This is a genomic window from Mycobacterium sp. (assembly GCF_035623875.1).
Classification (GTDB): domain Bacteria; phylum Actinomycetota; class Actinomycetes; order Mycobacteriales; family Mycobacteriaceae; genus Mycobacterium.
Window position 1 is genome coordinate 1 of the sequence record NZ_DASPSP010000321.1, and the last position, 15,218, is coordinate 15,218.

Sequence of the window (15,218 nt, forward strand, 5' to 3'; positions counted from 1 at the left end):
GACCAATAGCGCCAGGAACCCGATCAGAATCTGAACTTTGGGCAAAGTGAAGTAGCTAGACTCCAGCAGTCTGCGTCGAAACACGAACAAGACAACCAGACCCACCGTCGTTCCCATTGCGACACCGCCAAGCAAAAACGCGAGCAGGTGCAGCGCCGGTCTGGGCCTGTTCAGCATGAGCACGGTCATACCGATTCGGAACGGTTCGACGCTGACGGCAAAGGCCATTACCAGGACAGTGACCAACATTGGTAATTCTGGGTGCGCGCCCACGGGTCGGCTTAGGCGTCCAACCGGGCGAATTGGTCCTGGCGGTACTGCTCGACACAGGCGGCGCGCCGGATCTTGCCGCTCGTCGTGGTGGGAATCGACCCGGGCGATACCAGAACGAGGTCCCCGACATTCAAGCCGTGCCCGTTGGATATCGCGGAGGTGACGTCGCTTTTGACCAAACTGAGCCAGTGCATCGCCTCCTCGTTCGAATCGCCTCGCTTCTTGAGCTCAATGATGGTGACCAGCTTCTCGGTACTGTTCAGCGGGACCGATATCGCCGCGACCCGACCACGTGTGATCTCTTGGATCGTCGCCTCAATGTCCTCGGGAAAATGATTACGCCCATGGATGATCAGCAGATCCTTGATGCGGCCGACAATGAACAGCTCACCCTCGGAGATGAAACCCTGGTCGCCGGTTCTTAGCCAGGGTCCGTCAGGCGTGCCCGGCGAAGGGTCGACGAGCATTGCGCCGAAGCAGCGCTGCTCCTCCGGCGGTTTGCTCCAGTAGCCGTCGGCGACATTGGCGCCATGTACCCAGATCTCGCCGACCAAGCCCGCAGCGCACTCGCGGTGTGTGTCGGAGTCGACGATCCGCAGCGTGGGTGATCGTGGCACTTTGTATTTGACCAGCTCTGTGCCGGTCCCTGACGAACACCGCTGAACGCGGCCCGCGGACAGCTCCCCGAGATCGAAGTGAACCGCCTCCGACGATCCACTCCAGGTGCCAGCCGCCACGAAGACGGTTGCCTCCGCCAAACCATATGAGGGACGCATCATATGGTCCCGAAAATTGAAGTGAGCAAACCGATCAACGAAGCGTTGCAATGTGGCCGGCTCGACACGTTCGGCACCGCTGATGATGCCCACCACCCCGCCGAGGTCTAGCCCGGCCAGGTCGCTGTCGGTTGTCTTGCGGGCGGCCAAGTCAAAGGCGAAGTTAGGCGCCGCTGACCACGTCGCAGGACTCCCGGCTAAAGATCGCATCCATCTGGCCGGCCTCTCCAAGAACGAAATCGGACTCGTCAGCTCGCCGCGAAAGCCGCCCAGGATTGGTGCGCAGATTCCCAGCACCAAACCCATGTCGTGATAAAAGGGCAACCACGAAACAATCGTGGATGGGGGTTTAACGTGGGAGTCCGCGAAAAAGCTGCGCATCAGCTGCTCGAAATTCACCTGGAGGTTGCGGTGCGAGATCATGACCCCGGTTGGCAGTCGGGTTGAACCTGAGCTGTACTGCAAATACGCGGTGCTGGGCAAGTCGGCTGTCCGAACGCTTGTTCCGCCATCGACGTCCAGATTCATCGAATCGATTTCGACGATCTTTGGAACGGCGTCCAGGCGTGCTTGATCAACATATTCGGTGATATCTTCCGCGACCGCGGACGTTGTGAGAACAACCGAGGGCGACGTATCGGCAAGGACCGCACCTACACGCTCATCGCTCGAGCCGCGGTGCGGCAACGGGAGCGGAACTGCGATCAGCCCAGCCTGCATGGACCCCAGGAATGCCGCAATGTAATCAAGGGACTGGGGAGCCAGGATTACTGCCCTGTCTCCGACCGACCCATAAAGGTCGAGCTCGCGTGCCACATTTAGGGTTCGGCGGGATAACTGCGACCACGTGAGACTCTCGGGAACACCCGCCCAGTCGTCGTCGTAATTGGTAAAGGTGAACGCTACGTCATGGGGCCGCAGGCTGGCACGCCCGTGCAGCATGGCGAGAATAGATGGCGGAGACATATGCGTCACATTACGTCCGTACTAACTCGTCGAATCCGTCGGCTCGGACTCGGTTGTCAGCCTGTGCCGGTGCCGTGGGACAACACGGACGTGGCAACGTTGAGCATTTGCGAAAAAGGATCGGCGCCGCCGCCGAAAGTCGCCTGGGTGGCCGGCGCAGTGACGGCCAGGGGGTCGAAGCCGTGCACCGGGTCCACTTGGATTGGAGCGGTCAGCGGATCGTCGTTTCGGGAATACCCCGCGTTCACCCTGGGTATCAGTATTGCGTCGAGCTGATTCAGCGTGTCTTCCGGCACCCCGAGATAGGCCAGGGGCATGACCAGCGGAAGGTGTTTTTCGGGGATCAAATACGTCGTAGTTTTCGCACCCCTGGAGTTAACCGTCGTTCTGATGTTCTGTTGTGGCACCATGCTCTCGTTGGTGAATGCCACGGCGGTGTGACCAGTGGCGAGGCCCATGACCGTGTTCGCGAGAGCAAACAGGTTGTCCGGCCGGTCGGGAAAGTCGGCGATCGAGTCGTAGGCGGAGACGAAAATCTTCGTGTCGTATTGGCTCTCCACCGGAGGTGGTACGCGGTAGTCGAGTGCTGGAACAACGGTGCCGACCGGGAACAGTGCGGTCGTGGAACTCTGACCGAAGGCGTGACGCGCAACTGGGTCGCCAAATGTGGCGAAGTTCAGCTGATCTGGCGGTGGTGCCGTGGGATCGTTCGCGAGCCGAGCCTGCTCGGCGTCCAGCACGAGGCAACCCTCCGATAAGCCGATCGCGGTACCGGGACCACCTTTGCGGATCGCCGCATCTAGGTTATCCGTTCCAACGTCGACCGACTCGCCGACGCTGGGACCGTCCATACCCAGGCCCGGCACGGCTTCATCGAGCCGGCTTATGCCCGGGAAGAGTCGTTCCAGCAGGTGGCCCTGAACCTGGCCTGCGGGGTAGCCAACAATCTGTCGCTTCTGGCCTGGGAACCATTCCGCACCTTCTCGGCGTATGTACTCGTCGTAGGGGATACCCAAAACGTGAGCGCCCCCGAGTGCGTACGCCGTCCCACCAGCCGACGTCCCACCAGCCAGCGTCCCACCAGCCGGCGTGTCGTCGGCCGACGCAGTCCCGATGCCGAAACATCCTGTGGCGCTGACAGTTACCAGTGTGGTAACGCCCGCGAGTAGTTTCTTCATCCCTACTCCTGACCCTCGGCTTCGTCTCGTAGTCTCACATACATCACGCGTGCGCGCTAACCGGTCACTACTCGGCGCGTCCGGCCGGTGACCGCGACAGCGACCGCCGCACTCCCACTCGTGACGGCCACCAGTTCGCCCGCCCGGCCAGCGCAGCCATGGCGGGCACCGTTACGGTGCGCACCAAGAAGGTATCCAGCAAGATTCCGGCACCGATCACGAAACCGCCCTGGACCACGGTGCCGATGCTGGAAAACAAGAGACCGAACATCGAGGCAGCGAAGATCAGACCCGCCGCAGTGATAACACCGCCGGTCGAACTCAGGGTGCGAATGACGCCGTAACGCATGCTGTGCGGAGACTCGTCACGCATTCGCGAGATGAGCAGCATGTTGTAATCGGCTCCGACCGCGACCAACACCACGAATGCTAGTGGGGGCACGCTCCAATGTAATTGCTGGCCGAGTATGAATTGAAATACCAGCGCGCCAATCCCCACCGCCGACAAATACGAAATCACCACGGAAGCAACTAGATACAGCGGCGCGACAACCGCACGCAGCAGTGCGATCAAGGTCAGTAGCACGACGATGAGGGTTACGGCGATGATGAACCGGATGTCGTGTTCGTAATAATCGCGCGTGTCCCGCAGGCTGGCGGTGTATCCCCCCATCGATACCGTGGCGTCCGCCAATGCGGTATTCGGTTGGGCTCCCCGAGCGGTTCCACTGATTGCGTTGACCTGATCCATGGCTTCGGTGCTGAAGGGACTCAGTTTGGTTTGAACGAAGTACCGCACCGAGTGGCCGTCTGGCGAAATGAATACCTTGGCGGCCTTGTTGAACTGCTCTAAGTGCAGCAGCTGGGACGGGATATTGAACCCGGCCATGGCCGGTTGCGCCGCGTCATGTTTCAGCGTCAGCAGAAACGCCGCCGACTCGCTGAGCCCGGCACCCATCTGTTTGAGTTGGTCGACGAGTTGTGCCACCGCGTCAGCCACTTGCCGGCTCCCACCGGCGAATCGGTCTGCGCCATCTTGCAGGCTGTTCAGGTTTGCCTGCAGGCCACCGGGTTGGTCCATCCCCATGGAATGCAGCACCCTACTGACGTTCGCGAATGCACCACGCAGGCGGGATATCGATGCATTCAGGGTCTGCCTGTCTGGAAACGTCTGCAGTTGTCGAGCCAGATCATTGATCTGGTCGAGGTCCCCCTGATCGCGCGCACCGGCCAGCCGCACAAACTCCCCGCGGGTAGCGCTGCAGGACGAGTCGAGATCGCAGACCGGGTTGCCCTGCAGCGCCGTCAGAACGGGGAATATCCAGCCGAACATGTCCTTGGCGGCCGAAAAGTTCCAGCCCATGGAATTGCTGAGCGAGTTGACGGCGTCGACGAGCTTGGCTGCGGTGTCGACCTCCTTGACCAACGTGTCGCCACCGTTCTGGGTTTGCATCGATGAGAAAGCGTCGATCATGCCCTGGATACCGATAACGAGCTGGCCGACTTGGCCGCGCAGATCGCCGAGGTTGTCGGCCAGCGTGCCGGCCCCTTCGGCCAGCCGGTTGAAGTCATCGGTGTGGTCGTTGATCTGGGTGGACCCGCCGGCCAGAAAGGCGCCGATAGCGCCCGCCTGATATGTGGCTCTGAATTGCTCTGGCACAGCTCCGGTGGGACGAGTGATGCCACTGACTGCAGCGATATTCGGCAGTTGGCTTACTCGGTCCGCCATTTGCTCCAAGTCTGCAAGGGCCTGCGGCGTGCGAAGGTCATGCGGTGATTGGATGAGGATGTACTCCGGAATGGACTGATTCACGGGGATATGGCGCTCCAGCGTGGCATACCCGATGGAGCTCGGTGCAGAAGACCGCAGGGCCTTGCGATCGTCGTAGTTGTACCGCACCAAGCCGGCGCAGCTGGCCAGGATGATCAACACAAGCACACTGGCAACCAGATGGACCTTCGGCCGGCGCACAATGCGTATGCCCGAACGCCGCCAGAACCGAGCGGTCAGTTCGCGCCGTGGCTTGACCCAGCCGCGTGGCCCGGCGAGCACCAGAATCGCCGGCAGCAACGTCACCGCGGCGAGGAACGCCACGCCGATCCCAATCGCCGACGACGCTCCGACCGTTTTGAACACGCCCATTCGGGCGAAGCTTATGACGAGAAAAGTGATTCCGACGGTGGCGGCGGATGCCGCGATCACTTTTCCGATCGAGATCATTGCCCCCTTGACTGCCTGATCGAAATCCGCACCCAACCGCAAATGGTCGTGATAGCGGCTGATGAGAAAGACCGCGTAATCCGTTCCGGCGCCGGCTATTATCGCGCTCAGAAATACGATGGACTGGTTCGAGACGCCCGAGCCGGTCAGTTGGGAGAATCCAGCCACTACCGACTGCGCGATCACCAGGGATATCCCGATCGTTAGCAGCGGCAGCAGCATGGTGACCACGCTGCGGTAAATCACCAGCAGGACGATGAGCAGCAGAACGGCGATCGCCAGCTCAATCGGAAGCCGATCCCGAGCGCCCGCGACCGTAAGGTCGGCGACGGTTGCCGCGGGGCCGGTGAGGTTTGCCGTCAGGGGCGTTCCGGCGACGGCGTGTTTGACCATGTCGCCGATCTGGTTGAAAGCGGCGTAAGACCGTGGAGTACCCAACTCGCCCGCGACGCCGACCGGTAGCACCCAAGTTTTGTGGTCCTTGCTGGTCAGGACCGAACGCAGGGGTGGCGTGCTGACGAAATCCTGCAACATCAAGACATCTCGCGTGTCATGGCGCAGCGCGTCCACCAGTTTGCGGTAAGCGGCTTCGTCGGCGGGGCCTAGCCCCTTGTCGTCGGTCAGGACCACCAACAGGAGGTCTTCTGAGCCCGATTCGTGAAACGCCTCGGTCATCTTTCGAGCAGTGACGCTCGACGGTGCATCGCTGGGCAAGATGGCAAGCGGATGTTTCTGGGACATCTCGTTGAGGGATGGGAACGTCAGAGGTAGTGCGACCGCAATCGCGACCCAGAGCCCTATTACGACCCAGGGCCACCGCACCACAAGATCGGCTAGCCGTCGCATATCGCCCTCACCCCCGGTCGGCGCAGTCGTGTGCGCTCGCCGGCGACACTCGCCGACGCCCTGTCAAACTGCGCAATTTCGTACCGTGCCCGCCCGGAAACTGCGCGTTTCAGAAAAGCCCTAGCCATCGAATTGCTCCACGCTACGCGACGCGTCCCCAGCTCCCGCTATCAGCGACCCGCACGCACACGGACCTCATCGCCGCCATGTAACGGACAACTGATTTCTGGGCGACCGGGTTGTCGGGATACATGATCGCCATTGCCGTGCCCTCCCCATACCGAAATACATAGATCGTCAGTTGATATGAATACCGACCGTCAGAGTGGATTCCTATATTATTCGCATATCCCATGTCGGCTGCTGCAAGGACAGCATTGAGCGGAGCAGCGCCGCCATGGAAGAAGTTAGACACCGGAAAGTCTGGCTGTGGCCAGCTCAACCACGGCGCCAATTCCAGTACGCGGTAATACGGTACCTTCGCCATGTTGTGACCTGAATCGAAAGAAGCCTGCGCTGCCCACGCAGCCTCGCCGAAAGAGGCCGCAGCAATTGGCACGGTGATCGGGACCAAGCCAGTAAACCAACCCTGCGTCACAAAATTATCCGTAGTTCGGCGCGTATCCCTGGGAGTGAGGCCGTAATACGTGAGTGCACCCGTGAACTCATACTCTACCAGGGCGTTGCAGGCGAACAAGCCGCCGATGAAGCGCGCGCCGGCCGCTGTGCAGGCTGACTCGAACCGCTCCGTCTGTTCTGCGTCCATCAGCAGTTCGGAGATCATGTGACTGTTACTCGGCTCCAACGGGTTACCCAGTGGAAGTGGGAATTCGGGAAAGCTACCATTGTTGTTCTCGGCGAAGTCAATCCATGCGCGTACCTCAGGCGAATCTGCGGTTAACGTTGACGTGTACTGGCGCTCGCGGGCGCAGAAATCGTCAAAGCTGCCGGCATCGGGAAGCGCAAGAGGTTCACCGCCTTCGCTGAAGGCCGCATACATTCCGTTGGCCTCAAGCATCGTTGCGCCAATCAAACTCGCGTCCCCGTGGACATGATCGATGGCGGCAAAGAAATCGAAGTGACTCTCGTTTTGGACAATCCCGAAGGTGAAGCAGCCAAACTCCAGCGGATTCGGTATGGCCACGACATGAGCGCGTATTTCGTCAACCGTCTTTTTGCCGTGATCGATCGGCGTGAATTCAATATCAGCAGGATCGCTGATGATATGCCTTATGAACTCTCCATTACCGGTGTGGTCGAACCAACTGTGGAACGTGTCATGCCGACGCAGGTATGCGTTGACAGCGTGATTCATGGCAGAAATATCACACTGGCCGGGTACTTCACAGGTAGCGATTAGTAGTCGCGAAAAGTCCAGCCCCGCGGCTGTCCGCTCGTAGAAATTACGAAGATGTTGGCCCTGCATGTAGCTGACCGGCACAGAACTGGCCGGCGCTTGTCGGGCCTTTTCGGCAGCTGCGGTCGTCGGGTGCCAGGAGATGACCGATCCTGGGGTCGGCGTCCAATCATAGAGTGAGCCGATCGTAATCTTCCCGATGCGCAAAACCTCGTCCTCCTCGGTGTGAGCGGCTCCGATCCCGCCACGTTAGCAGCGAGATCAACATAACCCTCCGGCAGGCAGGGCATGGCGATGATAGGGTTCCCGGTGCAGGCGCCCCATTTGCGATAGTCGCCGTCGGAAGACGATGCTGGTGCCTAGCCGGCCCGCCCGCGTCGGGTCGAACCTTCACCGGTCTAAGCAGGGAGGACAACTGCATGGTATCCGTCGAAGATCTGGCGAAGCCGGCATCGGGTTTTGCCATAGTCGGCTACGCGGCGCGTTTCCCCGGCGCCGCGGACGCAAACGAATTCTGGCAGGTGCTGCGGGAAGGCCGGGATGCGATATCGGAGGTGCCCCAGGACCGGTGGGATGCCGACGAATTCTTCGACCCGGATCCCGATGCCTCCGGGAAGGTTGTGACTCGTCGGGCAGGTTTCGTCGATGACGTAACCGGGTTCGACGCGCCGTTCTTCGGTATGTCGACGCGCGAAGTCAATTCGATGGACCCGCAGCATCGGCTCTTGCTGGAGACGGTGTGGCAGGCGGTGGAGCATTCGGGCACCGCGCCAACGGCTTTGGCGAACACCAACACCGGTGTGTTCATCGGTTTAGCCACCCATGACTACCTGGCAATGCAATCCGACGAGCTGACATACGCCGAGATCGAAGCCTACACGGCAATCGGGACATCGTGTGCCGCAGCAGCGGGCCGGATCAGCTACCGGTTGGGGCTGCAGGGCCCGGCGGTCGCCGTCGACACGGCGTGCAGCTCGTCGTTGGTGGCAATCCATCAGGCATGCCAAGCGCTGCGCTTGGGGGAATGCGACCTCGCGCTGGCCGGCGGCGTGAATCTCCTGCTCACCCCGGCGACCATGATCACCTTTTCCCTTGCGCACATGCTCGCGCCCGACGGCCGCTGCAAGACATTCGATGCGGCCGCGGACGGCTACGTGCGCGGCGAGGGTTGCGGTGTCATTGTCGTGAAGCGGCTTGAGGACGCGATCCGCGACGGCGACCGGATCCGGGCCGTGATCCGGGGCAGCGCGGTCAACCAGGATGGCGCATCCGGTGGTTTGACGGTGCCGAACGGCATCGCCCAGCAACGGGTTATCGCCGAGGCGCTGGAGCGCGCCGGCATCGCACCCGGCGACGTCGGATACCTCGAGGCACATGGGACCGGGACATCGCTGGGCGATCCGATCGAGGCCCAGGCCGCCGGTGCGGTGCTCGGCGCTGGGCGCGAGGCGAGCCGGCCGCTGTTGATCGGCTCGGTGAAGACGAATATCGGGCATCTGGAGGCAGCCGCGGGGATCGCGGGTGTAATCAAGGTCATCCTGTCGCTCGAGCACGAGGTATTGCCGCAGCACCTGCACTTTCGCAATCCGTCGCCGCACATTCCCTGGGACCGGCTTGCGGTGCAGGTTGTCAAGGAGGCCACCGCCTGGGAACGCAACGGTCGCCCACGTATTGCGGGAGTCAGCGCGTTCGGATTCGCCGGGACCAACGCGCACGTCATCATCGAGGAAGCGCCTGATGAAGTAGGTCAGGTCGCGGTGGCGCCGGGCCCGGTCGACCAGCCCGGGGACCGACGGTTCAGCGTACTTCCGCTATCGGCGCGCACGCCCGCCGCATTGGCGCAGGTCGCCGGTCAATACCGCAGCTGGTTGAGCGCGCACCCGGAGGCCACCTTGGCGGACGTCTGCTTTACCGCCGGGGTAGGGCGAGCACACTTCGAGCACCGGGCCGCGTTGGTGGTCAATTCGACGGAATCTGCCAGTGAGTTGCTCGGTGCGCTCGCGGACGACCGCCCGGCACCTGGTCTGGTGCGCGGAGTATCCGATGACACGCCGAAGACGGCGTGGCTGTTCACCGGTCAAGGCAGCCAGTACGCGGGAATGGCCCGGGAGCTGTTCGACACCGAGCCGGTGTTCGCCGAGACACTGACCCGGTGCGCCGTAGCGGTCGCTGACGTTCTCGAAAAGCCATTGCTGGAAGTTATTTTCGATACGGATGGCCCGGATAGCGAAGAGACGCTGCGGCAGACCTCCTACGCCCAGCCCGCCTTGTTTGCGGTGGAGATGGGCCTGGCCCGCCTCTGGCAGTCATGGGGCTTAGAACCAGACGTGGTGCTGGGCCACAGCGTCGGCCAGTATTCGGCGGCCTGCGTCGCGGGCGTGTTCAGCCTCGAGGACGGCGCGCTGCTGATGGCCGAGCGCGGCCGCCTTTTCGGCAGTTTGCCTGCGGGCGGTCGGATGGTCGCGGTGTTCACCGACGCCGAGCGCGTCGAGAGCCTCACCGACGAGTTCCCAAGTCTGTCGGTTGCCGCCTACAACGGTGCTAATACCGTACTGTCGGGACCTGCGCAGGATCTGGACCAGGCGGTGGCCGGGCTGACAGCCGACGGTGTGCGCTGTGATTGGCTAGACACCAGCCACGCGTTCCACTCGGCGCTGCTGGATCCGATCCTCAACGAGTTCGAGTCGTATGCAAACCGGTTCAATTTCAGCCCGCCACAAAGGATTTTGGTGTGCAACCGCACCGGCGCCGCGCTCGGCAGGAGCGTGAAACTCGATGGCTCCTATTGGCGTCGCCACGCGCGCCAACCGGTGGAATTTGCCAAGAGCGTGCGCACCCTTGCCGATCTGGGTTGCAAAGTGTTGCTGGAGGTCGGCCCGCAACCGGTGCTCACCGCCGCAGCCCTGCGGGCATGGCCTGACCCGGCCACTGCACCGCGGGCGATCGCGTCATTGCGTCGAAACAGCGCCGACCACCGCCAGATCACCGAAGCCCTTGCTGACGCGTACGTCCTAGGCCACCTGCCCGACTTCGGCGCTGTCCGGCAGGGAGCGGCGCGCAAGGTCGACCTGCCCACCTATCCGTTCCAGCATCGCGAGTACTGGTTCCGTGAGCAGCGGGTCCGGCCCACCCAGACCGATGCCATCCGTACCGAAGCTGTCCGGCTTCTGGAGGACGGCCGGATCGAGGAACTCGCCGCGCTGCTCGACGGTGCAAGCGGCAATCAACAGACCGTCGATGTGCTGAAACAGCTTGCTGCACAACATAACCAACAGCGCAAAGCTCAGTCCATCACGGACTTCCGCTACGAGATTCGCTGGGAGAAATCCGCTGCTGGGGTTTCAGAGACCTCAGGTGTGAAAGCCGGCGAGGGATCTGCCTGGCTCATTATTGGCGATGACGCCGAGGTGGTTCAGCCTTTGGTGGACGCGCTGACCGCGCAGGGTCACCGGCACCGGATCCTCGGGCTGCCGGTGTCCGACGCGGACGAGGAACGACTCGAAGTTACGTTGCGCGCTGCGGTAGCAGACGAACCGACGCTGCGTATTCTGCATCTCGCGGCCCTCGACCCGGACACCGCACCATCGATGCGGTCGCTGGAGCGGATGCAACACCGAATCCTGGGCGGGACACGGCGACTCTTCCGCGCCGCGGTTGCCGCTGAACTCCGCACACCCATCTGGCTGATAACCCGCGGCGCACAACGGGTCACCAACGCGGACACCGTGTCACCGGTGCAGTCCTGCCTGTGGGGGTTCGGTCGCGCCGCCTCGCTGGAATATCCACGACTGTGGGGCGGACTGGTGGATCTGTCCGAAGGCGGTGTCGACGAATGGTCGCGGTTGATCGACCAGCTGGTGGCAGCACCCCGCGGCGAAGACCAAGTCGCGCTGCGGGATCAAGCGGTCTATGTTCCCCGGCTGACTCGACGCGCAGGGCAGCCGATCGCAACACCGCTGGCACTGCGTGATGACGCAACATATCTGGTGACCGGCGGGCTGGGTGGGGTCGGACTGGAAATCGCCGGATACCTGGCAGCGCACGGCGCCCGGCATCTGGTGCTTACCGGCCGACGCTCGCCCAGCGACGCCGCGCAACAGCGCATCGATGCTCTACGCGAACAGCACGGCTGCGAAGTTCGGGTCATCGCGGCCGATGTCGCCAATCCGCACGACGTCGCTCGCCTCTTGGCCACCGTCCAGGCCGAACTACCGCCGCTGGCCGGCATCGTGCACGCCGCAGGCGAGATCGGTACCACCCCGCTGCAAACCTTGGACGACGCCGAAGTGGATCGAGTGTTCGCCGGGAAGGTCTGGGGTGCTTGGCATTTGAGCGAAGCAGCCGCTGACCTACAGCTGGACTTCTTCCTCAGCACTTCCTCGATCGCTTCAGTATGGGGCGGGTTCGGTCAAACCGCCTATGGCGCAGCCAACGCCTTCCTCGACGGGCTGGCGTGGCGGCTGCGCGAGCAGGGCGTCGCTGGGATCAGCGTGAATTTCGGTCCGTGGTCGGCGGGCATGGCTGACGAGGAGGCTCGTGCGCGACTGGAGCAGCGCGGGGTCCGGACATTGTCACCTGCTGATGCACTGGCGGGTATGGCCGATCTCATGGCGGCTTCTTCCGCGCAGGGGACAGTGCAAGGTGTCGTGGCCCGGATCGACTGGGCCCGCTTCCTGCCGCTCTACCAGCAAGCGGGGAGGCGGTTATTCCTGGCGGAGTTGGAGCGTGAGGTGCCCGATGCGGCGCCGGCAACAACGCCTTCTGGGAAGACTCGACTGGTCGAGCAGCTCACCCAAGCTCCGGTGCAACAGCGCAAGAAACTTGTCATGGATTATCTGCGCGACGCGGTGGCGGAGGTGACGCGAGTCGGTGCCGCGGAGATCCGCGAGGACATCGGATTTTTCGATCTCGGCATGGATTCGCTGATGGCCGTCGAACTGCGGCGCCGCATCGAGCATGCAGTGGGCAAGGAGGTGCCGGCGACCCTGGCGATTGACTACCCACGTCTGTCCGACGTGGCGGATTACCTGCTCGGCGACGTGCTCGGGCTCAGCGAGCAGGCATCCGCCAATGCACGGCTCCAGCCGGCCCCGGTAGTGACGACGCGCACGGATGAGCCGATCGCGATCGTCGCGGTCGCGTGCCGTTTTCCCGGCGCGCCCGATCCCGAGGCTTTCTGGGAGGTGTTGTCCGGCGGTGTCGATGCGATCCGGGAAATCCCGGATGACCGATTCGACGTCGACGAGTTTTACGACCCGGATCCAGGGACACCCGGCAAGACCTACACCCGCTCCGGCGGATTCCTCGACGGAATAGACGGGTTCGATCCGGAGTTTTTCGGTATTTCCCCGCGCGAGGCCGTGTGGATGGATCCGCAGCAGCGGCTGACGCTGGAAACTGCGTGGGAGGGCTTGGAGCGTGCCGGGTATTCGGCAGGGGCGTTGCGCGGCAGCCGAAGTGGAATCTTCGTGGGGGTGTCTGTCAACGAGTATTCGCATCTGCTGTCCGCCGACTCGGTCGAGAACATCGAGCCCCATTTCATGACCGGCAATGCGCTCAATGCCATTTCGGGTCGGGTTGCCTTCGCGCTCGGACTAGAAGGACCGGCGGTGGCGGTCGATACCGCGTGCAGCTCGTCGTTGGTGGCCGTCCATCAAGCCTGCCAGGCATTGCACTCCGGTGATTGCGATTTGGCGTTGGCCGGTGGTGTGAACGTCTTGCTGAGTCCGGTAGCCACCATCGCAGCCTCGCGCGCCCGGATGCTTTCCCCCAACGGGCGCTGCGCGACTTTCGACGCGGCGGCCGACGGCTATGTGCGCAGTGAAGGCTGCGGGATTCTGGTGCTCAAGAGGCTGAGCGATGCGGTGCGCGACGGCGATCGGGTTTCCGCGGTCATCCTGGCCAGCGGGGTCAATCAAGACGGCGCTTCCAGTGGCTTGACGGCGCCCAATGGGGGTGCACAGCAACGGCTTATCACCGCGACGCTGGCTCGCGCCGGTCTCGCCGGCGGGGATGTTGACTACCTTGAAGCGCACGGGACGGGCACCCCGCTGGGAGATCCGATCGAGGTTCAGGCGGCCGGTGCCGCCTATGGTGCCGCTCGTGACGCGGACCGGCCGTTGCTGATCGGATCGGTGAAGACCAACATCGGCCACCTCGAGTCGGCATCAGGGGCCGCCGGTCTGATCAAGGTCGTGTTGTCGCTGCAGCACGAAATGCTGCCGCAGAGCCTGCACTTTGAGAAACCGTCGCCGCATATCCCGTGGGATTCGCTGCCGGTGCGAGTCGTAGACAAGGCGACTCCGTGGCACGCCAATGGCAGGCCGCGGCGCGCCGGCATAAGTTCCTTCGGGTTCACCGGCACGAACGCGCACGTGCTGATCGAGGAGGCGCCACCGCAACCGGCGACCGACGACGAACACTCGGCAGGCGACATCGCGGCAGCGTCGGAGTCAGACGCTGGAGATGAAACGGTCAATGTGTTGGCGCTGTCCGCGCGGTCACCGCAGGCGCTGGTGGCGCTGGCGCAGCGTTATGAGTCCTGGTTGAACTCCCACCCAGAGGTCGACATCGCCGATGTGTGCCTCACGGCCGGCGCGGGGCGTTCGCATTTTGACCATCGGGCCGCGCTGGTCGTGGATTCGGTTCAGGGCGCCCGCGAGGGCCTGGCCGAGTTGGCCGAGAACCGGCTGCGACCGGGTGTGATACGTGGCGAGTGCACTGACCGGCCGACGACGGCGTGGTTGTTCACCGGGCAGGGCAGCCAGCACCCGGGGATGGCGCGCGAGTTGTTCGACGCTGAGCCGGTTTTCGCAGACACGGTGACACGCTGCGCGGACGTGGTCAACGGGATCCTGCCACGCCCGTTGCTGGAGGTGCTGTTCGCCACCGACCGCGACGCCGGCGGTGAGGCCGGAGAAGCACTGCGGCACACGTCGTTTGCGCAGCCGGCGCTTTTCGCCGTCGAGATGGGCCTGGCCCGGCTGTGGCAGTCGTGGGGCATCGAGCCCGACGTGGTGCTGGGCCACAGCGTAGGCCAGTACGCGGCGGCGTGTGTGGCCGGGGTTTTCAGCCTCGAGGACGGGGCACGGCTAATGGCCGAGCGCGGCCGGCTGTTTGGCAGCCTGCCCGAAGGTGGGCGAATGGTGGCGGTGTTCGCCGACGCCAAGCACGTGGAGGAGATCGCCAACGAATTCCCGCGGGTGTCGGTCGCCGCCTACAACGGCCCCAACACAGTGCTGTCAGGTCCGGGCGCGGATCTCGAACAGATAGTCACCAGATGTGGTAACGACGGGATCCGCTGCAGCTGGCTGGAAACCAGCCACGCCTTCCATTCGGAGTTGCTGGAGCCGGTGCTCGGTGAATTCGAGTCGTACGCAGCACGGTTGCAGTTCGCTGTCCCGACGTTGCCGCTGGTCTGCAACCGCACCGGCGCCGTGCTCACGGCGGAAACCCCGCTAGACGCACAATATTGGCGGCGGCATTCCCGCCAGCCGGTGCAGTTCGCCGAAAGCGTGCGCACCGTGGCGGCGCTGGGATGCTCGGTGTTGATGGAGATCGGTCCGCAACCGGTTCTGACCGGGGCTGCGGTGCAGGTCTGG

6 protein-coding genes are annotated in these 15,218 nt (G+C 63.1%); 1 reads left to right on the top strand and 5 read right to left on the bottom strand.

From position 1 onward, the window contains the following. The 5 genes from VEI45_RS25610 to VEI45_RS25630 form a co-directional block, all read right to left on the bottom strand. A partial coding sequence (locus tag VEI45_RS25610) for a GAP family protein (RefSeq protein WP_324857511.1) occupies positions 1-249 on the bottom strand: 249 nt, incomplete at its 3' end. A gap of 32 nt (positions 250-281) precedes the next feature. Then, complete coding sequence (locus VEI45_RS25615) at positions 282-2,015, bottom strand: AMP-binding protein (protein ID WP_324857512.1); 1,734 nt, start codon at positions 2,013-2,015, stop codon at positions 282-284. 56 nt (positions 2,016-2,071) lie between these two features. Next, entirely contained in the window at positions 2,072-3,193 is a 1,122-nt protein-coding gene (gene pe, locus VEI45_RS25620; RefSeq protein ID WP_324857513.1) for an acyltransferase PE, read from the bottom strand. A 67-nt stretch (positions 3,194-3,260) separates the two neighbouring features. After that, a complete protein-coding gene (locus VEI45_RS25625) occupies positions 3,261-6,260 on the bottom strand; it encodes an MMPL family transporter (protein ID WP_324857514.1) in 3,000 nt (999 codons plus the stop codon). A 142-nt stretch (positions 6,261-6,402) separates the two neighbouring features. Then, the gene (locus tag VEI45_RS25630) at positions 6,403-7,824 is read right to left on the bottom strand and encodes a condensation domain-containing protein (protein WP_324857516.1); all 1,422 of its coding nucleotides are present in this window, start codon (positions 7,822-7,824) and stop codon (positions 6,403-6,405) included. A 212-nt stretch (positions 7,825-8,036) separates the two neighbouring features. Here VEI45_RS25630 and VEI45_RS25635 point away from each other — a divergent pair. Further along, a partial coding sequence (locus VEI45_RS25635) for a type I polyketide synthase (RefSeq protein ID WP_324857519.1) occupies positions 8,037-15,218 on the top strand: 7,182 nt, incomplete at its 3' end.